Raw genomic sequence first — 21,268 nt, 5'->3', positions numbered from 1 at the left:
ACAGCGGGTCGGGGATGCTGATGTTGGCGCCTTCGTTGAGGCTGTTCACCAGCGGCTCCAGGCCGCCCAGGTTGACCTTGACGTCGTAGACCTCGCCCTTGCGGAAGGCCAGCGAGCCGCGCAGGAACAGGAAGTCGGCCACGGCGATGTCCGCCATGCCGATGTCGATGCCAATGAGTTCGTTGCCGCTGAAGTCCAGGTAGACCGGGTCGCCGCCGGTTTCCACCTTCAGGCCCGCCGGGTGGGTGGCGTCGCCGGTGAAGCTGGAGGCGAAGTCCGCGGTCGCGCGCATCAGGCCGCCGGCCGCCTTGCCGCCGGAGTTGACCTCGATCGTGATGTCCTGGGCCTGCATCTTCAGGATGTCGCCCATGCCGTAAGTGCCCAGGCTGTCGGCGTGCGCCTTCAGCGAGAAGAACTTCTCGGCGTGGATGGCGTCGGCCAGCGAGCCCTGCGCCTGGAACACCGACAGCGCGATGTCCAGGTTCTGCATGCCGAAGCCGAACAGGTCGCTCTGGTCCTGCAGCGGCTTGCTGAAGTCCGGGCCGCCGGTGCCGACGAACACGTCGACGTCGGAAGCGCCGAAGGTCATGCCCGAGAAGCGGACGTTGTCGATGCGCGAGAAGTCGCTCGACACGCCGGCTGCCGACTTGAGCGCGTCGACCATGGTCTGCCCCGTGGACCCGAGCAGGTTCTCCACCGCCGACAGGTCCGACGGCAGGCCGGTGTACATGGTGCCGGTGAAGCTCTGGCCGAAACTGAGCTTGAAGTTGCCGTTCAGGTAGACGAAGTCGCCCAGGTCCAGCGTCAGGTTCGGCAGCTCGATGGAGCCGAGCAGCGACAGGTTGAAGTTCGCGTCGAAGCCGATGGACAGGTCCAGGTTCTTCGCGAAGTCCAGCGCGCCCTTCAGGAAGTCCAGGCCCGGGAAGTCGATGTCGGGGATGTCGCCCAGCGACTTGAGGCTCAGGCGCGGCAGGAAGCTGGAGACGTTGAACGAAGGCAGGTTCAGCGTCGGCAGTCCGGGCAGGCCGGTGCTCAGGTCCGGCAGGCTCAGGCTCAGGTCCGGCAGGCCCGGGATGTCCGGCATCACGAAGGTGAAGTCGAAGGCCGGCAGCGACAGCGTGAACAGGTCGAAGATGCCGATGTCGGCCTGCATGCCGACCCGCAGCATGGCGTCGCTCTGGTCGAACGTGTAGCTCATGCCCGAGGTGCCCACGGGAATCGTCAGGCCGCCGTCCGGCTGCGTGCTCCAGTCGATGTTGATCGGCAGCGGGTAGCTGTCGATGATGCCCGCGTTCAGCTCCAGCACGACGTCGTGCGCGTCGAGCGTGAGGAAGGGGTCGGTGCCCACGAGGCCCGCGTAGTCCGCGGTGGCCTCCAGGGTGAAGAAGCGGATGGCGTCGACGTTGACGCCGGGCGCGACCGCCGGCGTCACCAGGGCCAGTGCGAAGTCGAGGTTGTCGATCTCCAGGCCGACCTTGTGGTCGCCGATGTGGATGCCGGCGAACGCGTTGACGTCCAGGCCCACGATCACCAGCGCTTCGCCCGGCATGCTGGCTTCGATGCCGAGCAGGTTGTAGCTGACGCTGGGCAGGTAGCGGCGTTCGAAGGCGAAGCTGCCTTCCAGTTCCACCAGGCCGGCGATCTTGGCGGTGGCGTGGCCGACGGAGGCCTGGATGATTTCGTTGTCGAAGTCCAGGTAGACCGGCGTGCCGCCGGTTTCCACCTGGTAGCCGTCCGGGTGCGCGGCGTCCTTGAAGTCGACGCTGATGCCGGCCTGGCTGCTGTGGTTGATGCCGACGCTGATGTCATCGAGCTGCAGGTCGATGACGTCGCCGAAGCCGACGAAGCCGACGTTCTCGCCGTGCGCCTTCAGCGCCGTGAACTTGGTGCCCTGCGGGATCAGCGGGTTGGTGATGTCGTACACCGGCTGGAAGATCGCCAGGCCGAAGTCGAAGTCCTGCACCACCAGGCCCACGGCGTCGGGGTTGATCACCCAGTTGCCGCTCGCGTCCTTCTTGCGGTACGGGCCGCCGACGCCGACGAAGGCCTCGACGTCGTTGCCGCCGAACTCCACGCTGGACGCCTTGACGTTCTCGAACCTGGTGCCCAGCGGGCCGTTGACGGTGAGCTCCGCGGACGCGCCGCGGCGGAAGGCGAAGTCGCCGCTCAGGTAGACGAACTGCGAGACCGCCAGCACGGCGTCGGTGACGCGCGCCTCGATCACGCCTTCGGTGAAGGTCAGCGCCACCGGCGTGCCGCCGGTCTGGATGGCCAGGCCGGACGGGCCGAAGCTGTCCTTGAAGTTCACGACCGGGGTGGCGTTGGGCACGCCCTGCCAGCCGGTGCTCCAGTTGACGTTGACGGCGATGTCGTTGCCTTCCAGCTGGAAGTCGTCGCCGCCGCCCGCCACCAGGAACTGGTGCGCGGAGGCGCTGAGCGCGGTGAAGCGCGGCAGCTTCACCGTCTTCAGCGTGGGCGTCATCACGGCCAGGCCGAGGTCCACGTGGTCCAGCACCAGGCCGAACACGTTGCTCTGGTCCTTGATGGCCGTCGTGGAGTTGAAGTCCGGCACGCCGTAGCCGACGAACACGTCGACGTCGCTCATGCCGAAGGTGAAGGTCTCGACCTCCAGGCCGCTGATCTTCGACCAGTCGGAGGCGACGGTCACGCCCGAAGTGGCTTCCAGCACCGCCATGGTGCCGGCCAGGCTGGCGCCGCTGGTCAGCGTGACGCCCGTGTCCACGGAGACCTGTTGCTTCGCGCCCTTCTCGAAGGAGAAGGCGCCGTGCACGTAGACGAATTCGTCGATCTGCAGCGTGGCTTCGGTCACCGTGGCGCCGATGACGCTGCTGGTGAAGGCCAGCGTGACCGGCAGGTTGCCGGTGGCCACCTGCAGGCCGCCCGCGCCGAAGCTGGAGACGAAGTCGACGTAGGGCTTGATGGTGCTGCCGCCCCAGGCGCTGCCGCCGTTGGCATGCACTTCGGCACCGCGCGCTTCCAGCGTCAGGAAGTCCAGGCCCACGAAGCCCACGAGGTCACTCGTGGCTTCCAGCGCGTAGAGCTTCGGAACCTTGCCGGTCGGGTCGGTGAAGAGTGCCAGGCCCAGGTCGAGGTTGTCGATCACCAGGCCGACGGCATCCGGGTCGGGGTCCTGCCCGTCGCGGAAGTAGGGGCCGGCGCCGATGAACAGCTTGACGTCGGACAGGCCGATCGTCACCGCGTTCATCGCGTAGTCGTTGAGCGTCGTGTAGTCGGTGAGCGGGCCGAACTTGGACGTCAGCATCGCCTTGTCGGCGAGCGAGGCGCTCGCGCCCAGGCCGGTCTTGATATCCAGCTGGACCGAGTCGCTCTTCTCCAGGGCGAAACCGCCCTCGATGTAGATGAAATCGTCGATGCGGATCAGCGCGTGGCCGACCGACACGCCGATGGTGGCGCGCGCGAAGTCCAGGCCTATCGGGTCGGCGCCGGTCTGCACCTGGTAGCCGTCCGCGCCGAAGCTGGAGACGAAGTCCACGTGCGGGGCGACGGTGGTGCCGGACCACACGGCGCCCTTGTTCAGGTTGAAGTCCAGGTCCTGCACCTGGAGCTGCATGAAGCCCCAGTCGACATCCAGCGGGTTCGCCCAGTGCGCCTTCATGGCGTACATGCGCGGGATCTGCGCGGCGAACGAGAGGTTCGTGCTGGCGCGGAAGATCGCGAAGCCGATGTCGATGTCGTCCAGCGAGAACAGCGGGTCGCTGGTGTCGCCGACCTTGATGCTGACGTCCTTGGCGCCGAAGCTGATGACGTCCATCGGCAGGTCGTCCAGCATCGTGCCGTCGGCCGACAGGTAGCCGGCGGCGACGCTGCGCAGCTGCGTCAGTTTCGACGCGGCCGGCGAGCCGAGCGGCGCGGAGGTCGACAGGCCCGTCGCCACGTCCACGGGCACGGCCGTGGACTTGGTGAACGCGAAGCTGCCTTCGATCTGGAAGAAGTCGCCGACGTTCAGCAGTGCGTGGCCGATGGACACGCCCAGCATCTGGGTGTCGAAGTCCAGGTTGATGGAGCTGGTACCGGCCGGGATCGCCAGGCCGGTGGGGCCGAAGCTGGACTGGAAGTCGACGTAGGGCTTGGCCAGCTGCGTCGCGCCGGCCCAGGCGCCGCCCATGTTGGCGTTGACCTCGATGTGGTCGGCCTGGAACTTGAAGAAGTCCCAGTCGATGTTGAGGCCGCTGTCCCACTTCACCTGCAGCGCGGTGAACTTGGGGATCACGTGGTTCGGGTCGGCCGCGGCGGTGGCGCTGAACATCGCCATGCCGAAGTCGATGTCGTTCAGCGTGATGCCGAAGGCGTCGGGGTTCAGCGACTCGCCCGGGTCGAACAGGCCGTTGCCGTTGACGTCGATGAAGTACGGGCCCAGGCCGACGAAGATGTCGATGTCCGAGCCGCTCAGCAGCATCGTGTCGACGGCGAGGTTGGCGATGTGGCTGTGGTCCGCCGACAGGCCGGCCACCTTGGCCAGGCCCGCCTGCAGGCTGGGCGGCAGCGTGGACAGGTTGTCCGGCAGGCCGGTCACCACGTCCACCGTCTGGCCGGCGCCCTGCTCGAAGTAGAAGCCGCCGCTGACGTAGATGTAGTCGGAGATGGCCAGCGTCGCGCGGCCGATCGAGACGGCCGTCAGTGCGCCGCGGTTGCCCGCGAAGTCGATGTCCACCGAGGTGCCGCCGCCGGTGGCGACGGTGATGGGCATCGCGCCATAGTCGATGACCGGGTCGCCGACGCGGCCGGCGCGCGTCACCTGCACCGCGATGTCGGCGGCGTGGATGGTGAGGAAGTCGAAGCCCACCAGGCCGGCGCTGGCCACGTCGGCCTTCAGCGCGGTCCAGGTGCGGGCCGGGTTGGCCTGGTCGCTGATCAGCGCCAGGGCGAAGTTGCCGTCGGTGATGTCGAAGCCGACTTCGCTGTCGGTGCCGCCGTTGATGCCGGCGAAGGCATGGGCGTGCGAGGCGCCGATGGTCAGCACGTCGACCGTCACCACGCTGTGGCCGGTGTCGGCCAGCGTGACGGTGCGCGTGTCCTTCTGCACCGCGAAGTCGGATTCGATCTGGACGAAGCCGAAGACGTCGATCTTCAGGTGGCCGGAGGCTTCCAGCAGCGCGCCGCGGGAGCCGTCCAGGTCGAACGTGAAGTCGCTGCTGCTGCCGGTGGCGACGGTCAGCGCCGTCTTGCCGGCGCTGTAGTCGACGACCACCTGGTGGGCGCCGACGGCATCGTGGTGCACGGTGGCGCCGTGCTGCTTGACCTGCAGGTCCGCCGTGCCGGCATCGGCCGTCACGTTGACCGTCATCGTCGGCACGTTGACGCCCGCCAGGCTGCCGCCGAAGCTGACCGTCATGCGCTTGCCGGCGAAGGACGTGATCTGCACGTCGGCGCCGGTGAGGCCGGCGAAGGCGGCGTCCAGCGCGGCCTGGGCTTCGGCCTGCGTGCCGGTGATGGAGATCGCGCCGGTGGTGTAGGTGTGGCCGGCGTAGGTGAAGGAGAGCGTGTAGCTCGCTTCGCGCGCGGTGGTGGTGATCGCCACCTGCTGCTGCTCGGCGACGGCCGCGTGGCCCTTGGTGATCTCGTAAGGCGTGGCCGTCGCGTTGACCAGGCCGGCGAAGTGCGTCGTGAAGTCCGCGACGTCCTGCTGCGCCAGCGCACCGCCGAAAGTGATCTTGTAGCTGTCGTGCGTGCTGTCGGACGCGGTGGCATTGAAGCTCACCGTGACGTTGCCGGCGCCGATGCCGGCCATCGCTGCCAGCGCCGCCTGGATATTGGCGGCCATGACGGCGTGGTCGGCGCTGTAGGCGATCGCGGCACTCGTGTGGCCGTCGTATTCCACCGTGAAGCTGCCGCTCGGCGCGTTGGCGTTCACGTTCAGCGCGACCTGCAGGTTCTTCAGGTCGCGGCCGGCGAAGCCGCCGCCGAAAGCCACGTCGTAGCTGTCGCCCGTCTTGGTGACGGCGATCGTGCCCTGGCTGGAGAGAGTCTGGCTGCCGTTCGTGGCTGCCAGCAGCGCCGCCTGCACCTGCGCCGCCGTGGCGCCGATGGCGATGTCCGCCGTCGTGAAGGTGCCCAGCGTCAGGTAGTTCAGGCTCAGCTTGAAGGTGCCGCTGGCCGTGCCCGCGGCGATGGTGACGCGCTGCGTCTCACCGGTGGCCGCCGAACCCTGCTTCAGGTTCACCGGCGTGATGTCGCCCGACAGGCTCTCGGTGATGCTGATGTCGGCAATGTCCTGCTGCGCCAGCGTGCCACCGAAGGCGATCGTGTAGCGGTGGCCGACGCCGGTGTAAGTGCTGTCGAAGGCGACCGTGATGCCCGACGACACCCCGAACAGCGCGTTCAGCGCGTTGCGGATGTTCGTCTTGTTGTTCTCGATGTCGTTCTGGGTGAAGCGCACCGTCTGGGTGCCGCCACCGGCCAGCGAGATCTGGTAGGTGCCCGAGGTGACGTAGGGCGAGCTGAAGACGATGGCCTTCAGTTCGTTGACGCCCACCGCCGCCGCGATCAGCTGCGTGACGCTGGTGTCCACGTTCGGGACGTCGCCACGCTCCTTCTCGATGGTGATCTGCTTGACCTCGTCGACGCCCGCCGACGCGTTCTGCGTCGTCGTCACCGTGCCGCTGGCGCTGGCGGTGCCGACGGCGGCCGCAATGCCGGCCACGTCCGTGCCGGCCAGCGTGCCGACGAACTCGATCGTGTAACCCGTGACGCGGTTGCCGGTGACCAGCACGTTGGCCGCGCCCACGCCGGCCAGCTGGCCGATGGCGGCTTTGAGGTTGGCCAGCACCTGCGCGTTGGAGAGCGAAGCGCTGACGTTCGCCGTGGCCGTGCTCGCGCCCTTGGTGAACTGGACCGAGCCCGCCGCGCTGGCGACGTCCAGCTGCAGCTTGGTGTTGGTGGTGACGTCGGTGGCCGGCGTGGCCGCGACCTGCACGCCGCGGTTGATGTTGACCGCGATGTCGCGCGCTTCCACCGTCAGGTCGTCCACGCCCAGGAAGGTGGCGAGGCCGGCCGTGGCCTGCACGCTGGTGTACTTGTGGGCCGGGACGTTGACGTCGCTCATGAGCGCGACCGCGAAGTCCACCTGGCCCAGGCTCAGGCCCAGCGCGTCGCTGGTGCCGCCGTTGATGCCGGCGAAGGCGTCGATGTCATGCCCGCCGATGGACAGCAGGTTGACCTGGACTTCGGTGCCGTCGGACAGCGTCACCAGCTGGGTGCGCTTTTCCAGGCCGAAGTCGCCGGACACGCTGAAGAAGCCGGCCACGCCGATGTCCAGGTGGCCCGTGGCGCGCAGCAGCGCGCCCTGGCTGCCGTCCATCTTCAGGTCCATCGTGGTCGTGGCACTGGTGCTCACGGCCAGCGGCTCGGCCAGGAAGTCGACGACGGTGCCGTCGGCGGCCGCCTGGTTCACCTGCACCTTGAGGCCGGTGGCGGCCAGCGTGAACTGGTCGATACCGACGAAGGAGGCGCCGCCCACGTCGGCTTGCAGGGCCGTCCACTTGCGGGTGGGGTTGGCCTGGTCGCTCAGCATCGCCAGGCCGAAGTCCACGTGCGTCAGGCTCAGGCCCAGCGCGTCCGCGGTGCCGCCGTTGACGCCGGCGAACAGGCTGGTGTCGTGTGCGCCCAGCGTGAGCAGGTCCACCTGCACTTCGGTGGCGTCGGACAGCGTGACCTGCGTCGACGACTTCTCGAAGGCGAAGTCGCCGTGCGCCTGCACGAAGCCGAACACGTCCAGGTCCAGCGTGCCGCCGGCGCGCAGCAGCGCGCCGCGCGAGCCGGCCATGTCCAGGTCCATGGGCGTTCCGCCCGTGGCCACCTGCAGCGGCGCGGCCGCGAGGTCCACCACGGGCGTGAGGGCCGTGCCGGCCTGGTTGATCTCGACGAACAGGTCGGTGGCGGAAACACCGATCCCGTCGATGCCGACGAAGGCGACGCTGCCGGCTTCCGCCTTCAGGCTGGTCCAGTTGCGGCCGGCGGGCGCGCCCGCGGCCACGTGTTCGTGCATCAGCGCCAGGCCGAAGTCGACGTCGTTCAGGGCCAGGCCCAGCGCGTTGTCGGTGCCGCCGTGGATGCCGGCGAAGGCGTCGAGGTTGCTCGCACCCACCGTCAGCAGGTCGACGTCGACGACGCTGTGCGCGGCATCGGCCAGCGTGACCTGCGCCGTCTTCTTCTCGACGGCGAAGTCGCCCTCGGCCTGGAAGAAGCCGAAGATGTCCAGGTTCAGGTGGCCGCTGGCGCGCACCAGCGCGCCCAGGCTGCCGTCCATGTCCAGCGTCATCGCGCTGGAGGTGCCGGTGGGCACGTCCAGCGTGCGCGCGGCGAAGTCGACCAGGCTGCCGTCGCTGGCGGCCTGGTTCACCTGCACGGCGAGGTTCTCGCCGCCGATGGTGAGGCCGTCGACGCCGATGAAGCCGGCGGAAGCGGCGCTGGCCTGCAGCGCGGTCCACTTGCGGGTCGGCGTGGCGTGGTCGCTCATGAGCGCCAGGCCGAATTCGACGCCGGCCAGTTGCAGGCCCAGCGCGCTGTCGGTGCCGCCGCCGACACCGGCGAAGGCATCGAGGTTGCTCGCGCCGACCGTCAGCAGGTCGACGTTGACCGGCGTCGCGGATTCGTCGACGGTCGTCGTGGCCGGGTTGTCGGCCAGCGTCACCTGCGCGGTCTTGCTCTCGAAGGCGAAGTCGCCGTCGACCTGGAAGAAGCCCAGGACGTCCAGCGTGGCGTGCGTGGTGGCGCGCAGCAGCGCGCCGTCGGCGCTGTCCATGTCCAGGTCCATGGACTGGCCGGGACCGGTCTTGACATTGAGCGGGGCCGCGCCGAAGTCGACCACCGTGCCGCCGGGCGCGTTCGGCTGGTTGACCACCACTTCGAGGTCGGTGGCCTGGATCGTGACGCCGGCCACGCCGGTGAAGGCGACCGAACCGGCGGTGGCGCGCAGGCCCATCCAGCTGCGGGCCGGCGTGGTGACGCCGGTGCCCAGGTGTTCGCGCAGCATCGCCAGCGCGAAGTTCGTGTCGGTCAGCTGCAGGCCCATCGCATTGGCCGTGCCGCCGTTGATGCCGGCGAAGGCGCTGACCTTGGAGGCGCCGATGGTCAGCGCGTCGACGTCGACCTGGCTGCCGTCGCTGAGCGTGACGTGGTCCGTGCCCTTGGTCAGGGCAAAGCCGCCCTGCACCTGGAAGAAGCCGAACGCGTCGATCTTCAGGTTGCCGCTGGCTTCCAGCAGGTCGCCGCGCTGGCCGTCCATGCCCAGGGTGACAGTGTTGCCGCCGCCGGCCGCGACTTCCAGGTTCTGCTGCGCGTAGTCGATGACGGAGCCGTCCGCCGCCGCCCTGTTGATGTTGACGTTCAGCTCGGTGGCGCTGATCTCCAGGCCGTCGATGCCGACGAAGTCCACGTTGCCCGCGTTCGCCTGCAGGCTCATCCAGCTGCGGGCGGTGTCGTTGCGGTCGCTGACCAGGGCCAGGCCGAAGTCGACGTCGCCCAGTTGCAGGCCCACGGCGTCGGCGCTGCCGCCGCCGACACCGGCGAAGGCGGAGATGCCGCTGCCGCCCAGCGTCAGCAGCTGCGCGTCCACCACCTGGCCGCTCGCCAGGGTCACGCTGCCGTAGCTGCTCTCGAAGGCGAAGAAGCCATCCAGCTGGAAGAAGCCGAAGGCGTCGAGGGTGAGGTGGCCGCTGGCTTCGGTGATGTCGCCGCGGCTGCCGTCCATGGTGAACGTGAAGGTCGTAGCCGGACCGGTGGCGACGCTCAGGCTGGTCTTGCCGGTGGCGTAGTCCACCACCACCGCATGGGCGGCGGTGGCGGCGATGTTCTCGGTGGCGCCGTGCTGCGTGACGGCCAGCGTGGCGCTGCCCGCCGTGGTCGTTGCGGCAGCCGTCATCAGGGCGACGTCGGTGCCCGCCAGCGCGCCGGCGAATTCCACGGTCAGGCGCTTGCCGCTGAAGGAGACGACCTGCACGTCGGCGCCGAAAGCCGCGGTGAGCGCGGCCTGCACGTCGTCGGCCGTAGCCGTGGTGCTGATGGCGGCGGTGGTGTGGCCGTTGAAAGTGAGCGTGAAGTTCGCTTGCGTGGCCGTGCTCGTGATGGCAACGGTCTGCTGCTCGGCGACGGCCGCGTGGCCCTTGGTGATCTCGTAAGGCGTGGCCGTGGCGTTGACCAAGCCCGCGAAGTGCGTCGTGAAGTCCGCGACGTCCTGCTGCGCCAGCGCACCGCCGAAAGTAATCTTGTAGCTGTCGTGCGTGCTGTCGGACGCGGTGGCATTGAAGCTCACCGTGACGTTGCCGGCGCCGATGCCGGCCAGCGCTGCCAGCGCCGCCTGGATGTTGGCGGCCATGACGGCGTGGTCGGCGCTGTAGGCGATGGCGGCACTCGTGTGGCCGTCGTATTCCACCGTGAAGCTGCCGCTCGGCGCGTTGGCGTTCACGTTCAGCGCGACCTGCAGGTTCTTCAGGTCGCGGCCGGCAAAGCCGCCGCCGAAAGCCACGTCGTAGCTGTCGCCCGTCTTGGTGACGGCGATCGTGCCCTGGCTGGAGAGAGTCTGCGTGCCGTTCGTGGCGGCCAGCAGCGCCGCCTGCACCTGCGCCGCCGTGGCGCCGATGGCGATGTCCGCCGTCGTGAAGGTGCCCAGCGTCAGGTAGTTCAGGCTCAGCTTGAAGGTGCCGCTGGCCGTGCCCGCGGCGATGGTGACGCGCTGCGTCTCACCGGTGGCCGCCGAGCCCTGCTTCAGGTTCACCGGCGTGATGTCGCCCGACAGGCTCTCGGTGATGCTGATGTCGGCAATGTCCTGCTGCGCCAGCGTGCCGCCGAAGGCGATGGTGTAGCGGTGGCCGACGCCGGTGTAAGTGCTGTCGAAGGCGACCGTGATGCCCGACGACACCCCGAACAGCGCGTTCAGCGCGTTGCGGATGTTCGTCTTGTTGTTCTCGATGTCGTTCTGGGTGAAGCGCACCGTCTGGGTGCCGCCACCGGCCAGCGAGATCTGGTAGGTGCCCGAGGTGACGTACGGCGAGCTGAAGACGATGGCCTTCAGTTCGTTGACGCCCACGGCCGCCGCGATCAGCTGCGTGACGCTGGTGTCCACGTTCGGGACGTCGCCGCGCTCCTTCTCGAGGGTGATCTGCTTGACTTCATTCACGCCCGCAGAGGAGTTCTGCGTGGTCGTGACGGAGGTGCTGGCGCTCGCCGCGCCCACGGTCGCCGCGATGCCGGCGACGTCCGTGCCGGCCAGCGTGCCGATGAATTCGATGGTGTAGCCCGAGAGGCGCGTGCCGCTCACGCGCACGTTGCCCGCGCCCACGCCGTCCAGCGACTCCAGCGCAGAGGTCAGGTTGGCGATGAACTGCGCGTTGGACAGCGTCGGGCTCAGCGCCACGTCGGCGCTGTCCGTGCCCTGGGCCAGGTGCAGGTTGCCGGCGGTGGCCGCCAGGTCCAGGTGCAGCAGCGTGTTGGTGGTGGTGCTGGAAGCCGGCACCGCCGCCACCTGCACGCCGCGGTTGATGTTGACCTTGATGTCGTTGGACGAGATCACCAGCCCGTCGACGCCGACGAACTCCGCCAGGCCGGCGGAGGCCTGCACGCTGGTGTACTTGTTCGCCGGGTTCGCCGTGTCCGCCATCAGCGCGATGGCGAAGTCGACGTGGCCCAGGCTCAGGCCCAGCGCGTCGCTGGTGTTGCCATTGACGCCGGCAAAGGCGTCGACGTTGTCGGCGCCGATCGAGAGCAGGTTGACGTGCGCCGTGCTCCCATCGGACAGCGTGACGTCGGTCGTGCGCTTCTCGACGCCGAAGTTGCCGTCGACGGCAAAGAAGCCAGCCACGTCCACTTTCAGGTGGCCGGTGGCGCGCAGCAGCTCGCCGTCGCTGGCCTTCATGTCCAGCTTGACCGGGTCGCCGCCGGTGGCGATGTTCATCGGTGCGGCGCTGAAGTCCACCAGGCTCGCATCGGCGGCAGCCTGGTTCACGATCACGTCCAGGGTATCGGCCTGCACCGTCACGCTGGGGATGCCCACCAGCGCGACGCTGCCGGCATGCGCCGACAGGGCCGTCCAGCTGCGGGTCGGATCGTTCTTGTCGCTGATCAGCGCCAGGCCGAGGTCGACGTCATCGAGCTGCAGGCCCATGGCGTCGTCGGTGCCGCCGTTGACGCCGGCGAAGGCGCTCAGGTTGTCGGCGCCGATGGTCAGCAGGTTGGCCTGCACCGTGCTGCCGTCACCCAGCGTCACCTGGCCGGAGGACTTCTCCAGCGCCAGGTCGCCCTCGGCTTGCACGAAGCCGAACACATCGAGCTTCAGGTGGCCGGAAGCGCGCAGCAGCGAACCCAGCGAGCCGTCGGCGTCCAGCGTGGTGTGGCTGTCGGGGCCGGTCGCGATGTCGAGATTCTGCTTCGCGAAGTCGATCACCGGGCCGGCCGGGTCGGAAGCGCTGTTCACTTCGACCTGCAGGCTCTCGCCGGAGAGCGTCAGGCCGGCTATGCCGACCAGCGCGGCGGAGCCGGCGCTGGCCTTCAGGCCGGTCCAGCTGCGCGGCGTGGCGGCGCCGTGTTCCTGCATCAGCGCCAGGGCGACGTCGACGTCGTTCAGCGCCAGGCCGATCGCATCGGCGGTGCCGCCGTTGACGCCGGCGAAGGCGTCGACGCCGGAAGCGCCGATGGCCAGCAGGTCCACGTTGACCTGGGTCGCGCCGGCGTCGGCCAGCGTCAGGGTCGTGGTCTTCTTCTCGATGGCGAAGTTGCCATCGGCCTGGAAGAAGCCCAGCACGTCGAGCGTCAGGTGGCCGGAGGCGCGCATCACGGCGCCTTCGCTGCCGTCCATGTCCAGCGCCAGCGTGTCGCTGGGGCCGGTCTTCACGGCGAGGCCCTGCGTCGCGTAGTCGATGACCGTGCCGTCGATGGCGGACCGGTTCACCTGCACGGACAGCGTGTCGGCGGCGATGGTCACGCCTTCGATGCCGACCAGCGCCACGGACTGCGCCGTGGCCTCCAGGCTGTTCCAGCTGCGCGGCGTCACGCCCGCGGCCAGGCCGGCTTCGCTGGCCATGACCAGCGCGAAGTCCACGCCGCCGATCTGCAGGCCCATCGCGTCGGCGGTGCCGCCGCCCACGCCGACGAAGGCGTTGAGGCCGGAGCCGCCCAGGGTCAGCAGGTCCACGTTGACGGTGGCCGCTTCATCGACTGTCGTCGTCAGCGGGTTGTCGGCGATCGCGACCGAGCTCGTGCGCTTTTCCAGCGCCAGGTTGCCCGAGGCCTGGAAGAAGCCGAAGGCGTCGATCTCGAAGGCGCCCCTCGCGCGCAGCAGCGCGCCGTCGGCAGCGGCGAAGTCCAGGCTCTCGCTCTGGCCCGGGCCGACCGCCACATCGACCGGAGCCGCGGCCAGGTCGACGACCTTGCCGTTCACGTCCGGCTGGTTGATCTCGACGTCGACCGAGGACACGGTGACGGTGAGGCCGTTGACGCCGACGAAGCTGGCGCTGCCGGCCTGCGCATGCAGCGCGGTCCAGGAGCGCGCGGTGGCGGTGGCGAGCGGGTCGGTGTGCTCGCGCATCATGGCCAGCGCGAAGCTCACGTTCTCCAGCTTCAGGCCGATCTGGTTCGTCGTGCCACCGTCAACGCCGGCGAAGGCGTTGACGTTGGAAGCGCCGATGGTCAGCAGGTCGACGTCCACGTCGCTGCCGTCGCCCAGCTTCACCGTCTCGCTGCGCTTGCCGATGGCGAAGCCGCCGTCGGCCTGGAAGAAGCCGTAGGCGTCAATGTGCAGGTTGCCGCTGGCTTCCAGCAGGTCGCCGCGCTTGCCGTCCATGTCCAGCGTCACGCTGGTGGTGGCGCCGGTGGCGACTTCCAGGTTCTGCTGCTTGTAGTCGATGACCGAGCCGTCCTTGGCGGAGGCGCGGTTGATGGTGACCGACAGCGTGTCGGCCGAGAGTTCCAGCTCGCCCAGGCCCACCGTGGCGATGGTGTCGGCGCTGGCCTGCAGGCTCATCCAGCTGCGGGCCGTGTCGTTGCGGTCGCCGATCAGCGCCAGCGCGAAGTCCACGCCGGTGAGGTCCAGGCCCACGCGGTCGGCCTTGCCGCCGCCGACGCCGACGAAGGCACTGATGTTGTCGCCGCCGAGGGTCAGCACCTGCGCGTCGACGACGGCGCCGCTGGCCAGGGTCACGCTGCCGTAGCCGCTGTCGAGGGCGAAGTTGCCATCCAGCTGGAAGAAGCCGAAGGCGTCGATGACCAGGTGGCCGCTGACGCGCGTCAGCGCCCCCTTGGCGCCGTCCATGCTGAAGTCAAAGCTGCTGCCGGTGCCCGTGGGCACGGTCAGCGCCGTCTTGCCGGCCGCGTAATCGACGACGACGCTGTGCGCCGGCGTGGCCGCGATGTCGGTCGTGGAGCCGTGCGTGACGACGTCCAGCGTGGCGGTACCGGCGGTGGTGGCAACCGTCGCCGTCATCAGGGCGACGTTGGCGCCGGCCAGCGCGCCGCCGAAACGCACCGTCAGCTGCTTGCCGCTGAAGGAGACCAGTTCGACGTCGGTGAAGGCGGCGTCCAGCGCGGCCTGCACGTCGGCAGCCGTGGCGCCGGTGCTGATGGAGGCCGTGGTGTGGCCGCCGAAAGTGAGGGTGAAGGTGGCTGCCGGCGCGGACGTCGTGATGGCGAGCGTCTGTTGCTCGGCGACGGCGGCGTGGCCCTTGGTGATCTCGTAAGGCGTGGCCGTGGCGTTGGTCAGGCCGGCGAAGTGCGTCGTGAAGTCGGCGACGTCCTGGTTCGCCAGCGCGCCCTGGAAGGAGACGCTGAAGCTCGCGTGCAGCGTGTCGGAAGCAGCGGCGTCGTACGTGACAAGCACGTTGCCGGCGCCGATACCGGCCAGGCCTTCCAGCGCCGCCTGGATGTTGGCAGCCATCGTCGCCGAGTCGCTGCTGTAGGCGATGGCGGTGCTGGTGTGGCCGTCGTATTCGACGGTGAAGCTGCCGCTGGGCGCGGTGCTGTCCACGGCCAGCGCCACCTGCAGGTTCTTCAGGTCGCGGCCGGAGAAGCCGCCGCCGAAAGCGACGTCGTAGTTGTTGCCGTTCTTGGTAACGGTGACGGCGCCCTGGCTGGAGAGCTGCAGCGTGCCGTTGCTGGCCGCCAGCAGCGCCGCCTGGACGGTGGCGGCGTCGGCACCGAAGGCGATGTCGCCCGTGGTGAAGGTGCCGAAGGTCAGGTAGTTCAGGCTCAGCTTGAAGGTGCCGGTGGCCGTGCCCGCGTCGACGGTGACGCGCTGCGTCTCGCCCTGCGGCTGCGAGCCTTCCTGCAGCGTGTAGGGCAGGATGGCGCCCTTCAGGCTCTCGGTGATCGTGATGTCGCCGATGTTCCGTTGCGCCGTCGTGCCGCGGAACTCGATCTTGTACAGGTGGCCGGCGCTGTAGGTGCCGTCGAACGTGACGTCGATGTTGCTCTCGGCCACGCCCAGCAGGGCGGCGAAAGCGGTGCGCAGGCGCGCCTTGTTGTTGTCGACGTCGTTCTGGACGTAGCGCACCGTCTGCGTCAGCGCGCCCAGCGAGATCTGGAAGTTGCCCGAGGTGCTGTAGGGCGTGGTGAAGACGATGCCCTTGATCTCGTTGATGCCCAGGGCCATCGCGGCCAGCTGGGTCACGCTGGTCGTGACGTCCGGCACCGCGCCACGCTGGCGCTCCAGCGTGATCTGCTTCAGCTCGTTGACACCCGCCACCGCATCGGTGGTGGTGGTGACGGCTGCGGTGGCATCCGGGGCCAGCAGGTTCACCGCCAGGCCGCTCACGTCCTGGCCGCTCAGCGCGCCGGTGAAGACGATGTCGTAGCCGCCGACGCGGGTGCCGGAGACGAGGACGTTGCCGGCGCCCACCAGCGATTCGAGGGCGCCCAGCAGGCCGGTCAGCACCTGCGCGTTGGTCTCGCCGGGCGCCACCACCACGTCGGCGCTGTTGCCGCCTTGGGTGAAATGCAGGGTGCCGGCGCTGCCGCCGACGGTGAGGTGCAGCTGCGTGTTCTCGGTGAGGTGCTGCGCCGCCTGCGCGGCGATCTGCACGCCGCGGTTGATCTGCACCGACAGCGTGTCGGCCTTGACGGTGAGGCCGTCGACGCCGATGAAGCTGGCCAGGCCGGCCGAAGCCTGCAGGCTGGTGTAGTGCAGCGCCGGGTTGGCGACGTCGGACATCAGCGCCAGCGCGAAGTCCACGCTGCCCAGCGACAGGCCCAGGGCGTCGGTGGTGCCGCCGTTGATGCCGGCGAAGGCGTTGACGTTGTGCGCGCCGATCGACAGCAGGCGCACGCGGGTCGCGGTGCCGTCCGACAGCGTCACGTCGGTGGTGCGGCTTTCGATGCCGAAGCTGCCCTGCACGTGGAAGTAGTCGGCGACGCCGATCTCCAGGTCGCCGGTGGCGCGCAGCAGGTCGCCTTGCGCGCCGTCCATGTCCAGCTTGAGGCCGCCCAGGGTCAGCGAGGTCGCGCCGGCCGCGTAGTCGACGACATCGTCGCCGGCCAGCTTGGCCTGGTTGACGTAGACCTCGAGGTTGCTGGCGCTCAGCGTGACCGCGTCCAGGCCCACCAGGCCGGCGCTGGTGGCGCTGGCCTGCAGGCTCACCCACGTGCGCGCGGCGTTGTCCTGCGCGGTCAGCAGCGCCAGCGCCACGTTCACGTGTTGCAGCGCCAGGCCCATGGCGTCGTCGCTGCCGCCGTTGACGCCGACGAAGGCATCCAGGTTGCTGGCCGACATGGCCAGCATGTCCACCGCCACGGTGGTGTGGGCCGCGTCGGCCAGGGTGACGTTGCGGGCGGACTTCTCGAAGGAGAGGTCGCCTTCCATCTGCACGAAGCCGAACAGGTCCAGCTTCAGGTGGCCGGAGGCGCGCAGCAGCGCGCCGAGGCTGCCGTCGGTATCGAGCTGGATGCTGCTGTCCGGGCCGCTGGCCACGGTCAGCGGCGCGGCCGACAGGTCGACGACCTTGTCGCCCACCGTGCCGGCCTGGTTGACCAGCACTTCCAGCGATTCGCCGGTGACGGTGACGCCGTCCACGCCCACCAGGCCGGCGGAACCGGCCTGCGCGTAGGCGGAAGTCCAGGTGCGCGTGCCACCGTGCTGGCGCATCAGCGCCAGGGCCACGTTGACGTCGTTCAGCGCGAAGCCCATGGCATCGGCCGTGCCGCCGTTGATGCCGGCAAAGGCGTCGACGCCATCGGCGCCGATGGTCAGCAGGTCGACGGCGACCGAGCTGCCGTCGGCCAGGGTCACGGTGGTGCTGCGGCTTTCCAGCGCGAAGCCGCCTTCGGCCTGCAGGAAGCCGAACATATCGACGGCCAGGTGGCCGGAGGCGCGGCGCACCGCGCCAACGCTGCCGTCCATGTCCAGCGTCAGGCTGCTGCTGGTGCCGGTGGCGACCGGCAGGTTGTGCTTGGCGTAGTCGACGACGCTGCCGTCGGCGGCGGCTTCGTTCACCTGCACGGCCAGGTCGCTGCCGGACAAGGTGAGGCCGGAGATGCCGACCAGCGCCACGGAACCGGCGCTGGCCTGCAGCGTGTTCCAGCTGCGGGTGCCGGCGCTTTCCTTGGCCAGCACCAGCGCGAAGTCGACGTCGCCAATGGCCAGGCCCAGGGCCGAGGCCGTGCCGCCGTTGACGCCGACAAAGGCGTTCAGGCCCGCGCCGCCGATGGTCAGCAGGTCCACGTCGACCGGCGTCGCGGATTCGTCGACGGCGGTGGTGGCCGGGTCGTCGGCCAGGGTCAGCTTGTCCTGGCGGCGCTCGATGGCGAGGCTGCCGGAGGCCTGGAAGAAGCCATCGACATCCAGGTCGAAGTTGCCGGACGCCGCCAGCGTGGCGCCTGCGGCGCCGTCCATGTCGAAGGTGACGGCGAGGCCGGGGCCGGTGGCCACGTCCAGCGGCGTCGCCGCGAAATCGACCACGTGGCCGGCGGTGTCGGCATTGTTGATGCGGACCGACACGTTGGAAGCCGTGGCGGTGATGCCGCTCACGCCGTCCAGCGCAGCCTTGCCGGCGCTCGCCTGCAGCGCGCTCCACTGGCGCGCCACCGAGGGGCTGGCCGCGGGCAGCTGCTCGCGCATCAGCGCCAGCGCGAAGCCCACGTCATTCAGTTCGAAGCCCACGGCATCGGGCGTGCCGCCGTCAATGCCGACGAAGGCGTCCACGCCTTCCGCGCCGAGGGTCAGCGTGTCCACGGCAACGGCGTCGCCGTTATCCAGCTTGACGTTCTCGCTGGACTTGGTCAGCGCGAAGCTGCCCGAAGCCTGGAAGAAGCCGAACGCATCGACGTCCAGCGTGCCGCGCGCTTCCAGCAGCTGGCCGCGCTTGCCGTCCATGTCCAGCTTGACGCTGGTGCCGGGGCCGGTGGACACCAGCAGCGGCGAAGCGGCGTAGTCCACCACCGGGGCGCCGATGCTGCTGCTGTTGACGGCGACCATCAGGTCGGAGGACGAAAGCGTGAGGCCTTCGACGCCGACGACGGCGATGCTGCCGACCTTGGCGCTCAGGCTGGTCCAGCTGCGCGAAGGATCCGCCTGGTCGCTGGCCAGCGCCAGGCCGAAGTCCACGTGGTGCAGGTCCAGGCCCACGCGGTCGGCGCGGTCGCCACCGGTGCCCGCGAAGGCGTCGGCATTGGCCGCGCCCAGGGTGAACAGCTGCGCGTCGACCACTTCGCCATCGGCGAGCGTCAGCGACTCGGTGCTGCGCTGGAAGGCGAAGCCGCCGGACACCTGGAAGAAGCCGAACAGCGACACGTTCACCGTGCCCGAGGCTTCCAGCAGCGCGCCGCGCGCGCCGGCCATGTCCAGCGTCAGCGAAGTGGTTGCGCCGGTGGCCACCAGCACCGGGCTGGCGGCGAAGTCGATCACCGGGTCGAGCGGATTGCTCTTGAAGTTGCCGACGACGTCCAGGTCGTTGGCCTTCATCGTCACGCCGTCGATGCCTTCGAAGGACACCGCGCCGGTGTGCACCTTGACGGCCTGCCAGCCGCGCGCGTCGTTGGCGGCGTCGCTGAAGAGGCCCAGCGCCAGCTGCACGTCGTTGGCGTCGAAGCCGATGAAGTCGGACGTGCCGCCGTTCAGGCCCACCTGGCCCGTGAGGCCGGTGCCGCCGATCAAGAGCTGCTTCACGTCCACGGTGCCGCCGCCGGCGAGGTCCAGCGTGGTCTCGTCGCCCCAGTGCACGGCCAGGCTGCCGCTCGCATGCACGAAGTCGCCGATGGCGACATCGGCGCCGGTCAGCGCCAGGTCGTGCGCGCCGGCCTTCATGCTGCTGGAGAAGGTGTGGCTGAGGGACCCGGCGTTCATCGCCGTGCCGGCCAGGTCCGTGGTCGTCTCGTTGAAGCGCAGGTCCACCTGGGTCGCGGACAGGCTCACCTGGTCGCCCAGGCTGGCGGCCAGGCCGCCGCTCGCCTCGAGGGCGACGCCGTCGGTGCGCACCAGCAGCGCCAGGTCGCCGTCGCTCACGCCCAGCGTGAAGTCGCCGGCGGCGACCTTGGCATCGACGTGCTGGCCGATGACGGCCATGCTGTCGCCAGTGCCGCTGCGCTGGAAGGCGAAGTCGCCGCTCAGCGTGACGCCGTCGCCCACGGTGGCCGTGACGCCGACGGCCGACACGGCCAGCGAGCCCGGGCCCGCCGGCAGGTCGCCGAAGGTGTAGCTGTAGTCGCCGGCGAAGCTCAGCTCGCGCCCGCTGACGTCGTCGCTGGTGCTGTTGTAGGCGATGCGCACCGCCTGCGCGCCCATGCTGAAGCCGCTGGTGGCGAAGCTGGCCGCGCCGCGCGCTTCCAGTGAGACGCCGGCGTCGCTGGCGACCAGGCCGAATTCGCCGTCGGTGATGCCCACCGACATGCCGCCGCCGGAGACCGTGGCGGACACGTCGCTCGCGGCCATCTCGAAGGCGTTGTTGTCGATGGAGATGCCGATGGTGGCGGACAACGCCATGCTGTCCAGGCTGCCGCTGAAGCCGCCGGAGAGCAGCAGGTACTCGCCCTTGGAGCCATCGGCGTCGAACACGTGGCCGCCGCCGACGTCGACCGGCTGGCCCGACAGGTCCAGCGTCTGCGTCGCCGCGTCGCCGGTGACCCAGCTGAGGTTGAAATCCAGCGGCGTGCCGTTGTCATGCAGCGACAGGCCGCCCAGAACCGCGGACGCGCCGCCGATGGAGCCTTCGGCCATCAGCCAGCCATGCGTGGCGCTGGCGGACGTGGGCATGACGTACAGCAGGCCCAGGTCGACGTCCGACAGCGAGATGCCCAGCGCCGACGGGTCGCTCAGGTCCAGGCCCAGGCTGCCGGTGGCATTGGAGATGCTCAGCTTCCAGAAGTCCGCCTCGACGGCGCCGCCGGTGTTGGGGTCGGTGAGCGTCTCGCCCGAATCGAAGCCGAAGGTGAAGGTGCCGTCCACGGTCAGCTGGTTGCCCAGGCTGATGGCGCCGGTGAAGGTCTGCGGCGTGACGTCGGCGAAGTAGTCGTGGTTCAGCCACTGGCCCATCGCGTCGTTCGTCGCGTCGGGCAGCGCCTGCAGCAGGTAGCCGAGGGTGGGGTCGATCTCGTGCGCGGTCAGGCGCAGGCCGTTGGACAGCTGGTCGATCGAGAACCACAGCCCGGCGTCTTCCTGGATGAAGCCGGCGCCCACATCGAACTTGCCGATGGCGGAGCCGAAGGTGAGGATGTCGAAGGTCTCGCCGTCGGTGGGCTTGTAGCCGTTCCACAGCTCCAGCGACAGCGTGCCGTCCAGGGTGGCCTGGCCGCTGACGTTCAACTGGTCGTAGCCGGTGCCGGGGTCCGTGCCTCCCAGCTGGATGGTCAGCGTGCTGCCGGCGGCCTGCGTGTAGTTGCCGGCGACGTCGATCTTGCCGGGCGAGTGGCCGGGCGAGATGTTGCCGTCGTTGTACAGGTCCATCATGACCGTGCCGGTGCCCCCCATCGTCTGGCCGGCCTGCACGTCGAACGCCCCCTCCAGCATCCCCAGCTGGTCCTGCACGCTCGCGATGTCGAAGGTCGCGCTGTCCACCGCGAACTCCGTCATGCCGCGCGAGCTGCTGGTCTGCCGCAGGATCTGCGCCACCACCGCGCTGGATGCCTGCGTGGTCTGCTGCGCCATCGCGCTGGAGTAGGCCTCCTGCGCAAGTTGGTCCTCGCTCGTCTGCGGAGCGAGCACTGCCTGGGCCGCGCCCAGCACCGGGTCCGCCGAGAGCAGGACGCGTGGCTCCAGCGGCTCGAGCCGGAAGGCTTCGCGCAGGCGGGTGGCAATGCTGGTTTTTCTTGCTTTCAT

Annotated in this window: 1 protein-coding gene (running past one end of the window); it reads right to left on the bottom strand. The window is 69.4% G+C overall.

What is annotated here, in order from left to right; genetic code table 11:
- Positions 1–21,268: the 5' portion of an LEPR-XLL domain-containing protein gene (locus HHL11_RS29145; protein ID WP_169422108.1), read on the bottom strand. The gene continues 31,583 nt to the left of window position 1, outside the view; 21,268 of the gene's 52,851 nt are visible here — the first part of the coding sequence; it begins with the start codon at positions 21,266–21,268; the stop codon falls past the left edge of the window.

Origin of the sequence: Ramlibacter agri, assembly GCF_012927085.1 — a bacterium.
In the GTDB taxonomy this organism is placed as follows: domain Bacteria; phylum Pseudomonadota; class Gammaproteobacteria; order Burkholderiales; family Burkholderiaceae_C; genus Ramlibacter; species Ramlibacter agri.
Note: the sequence above shows the minus strand (reverse complement) of the source record. Positions and strands in the feature narration are given on the sequence as shown.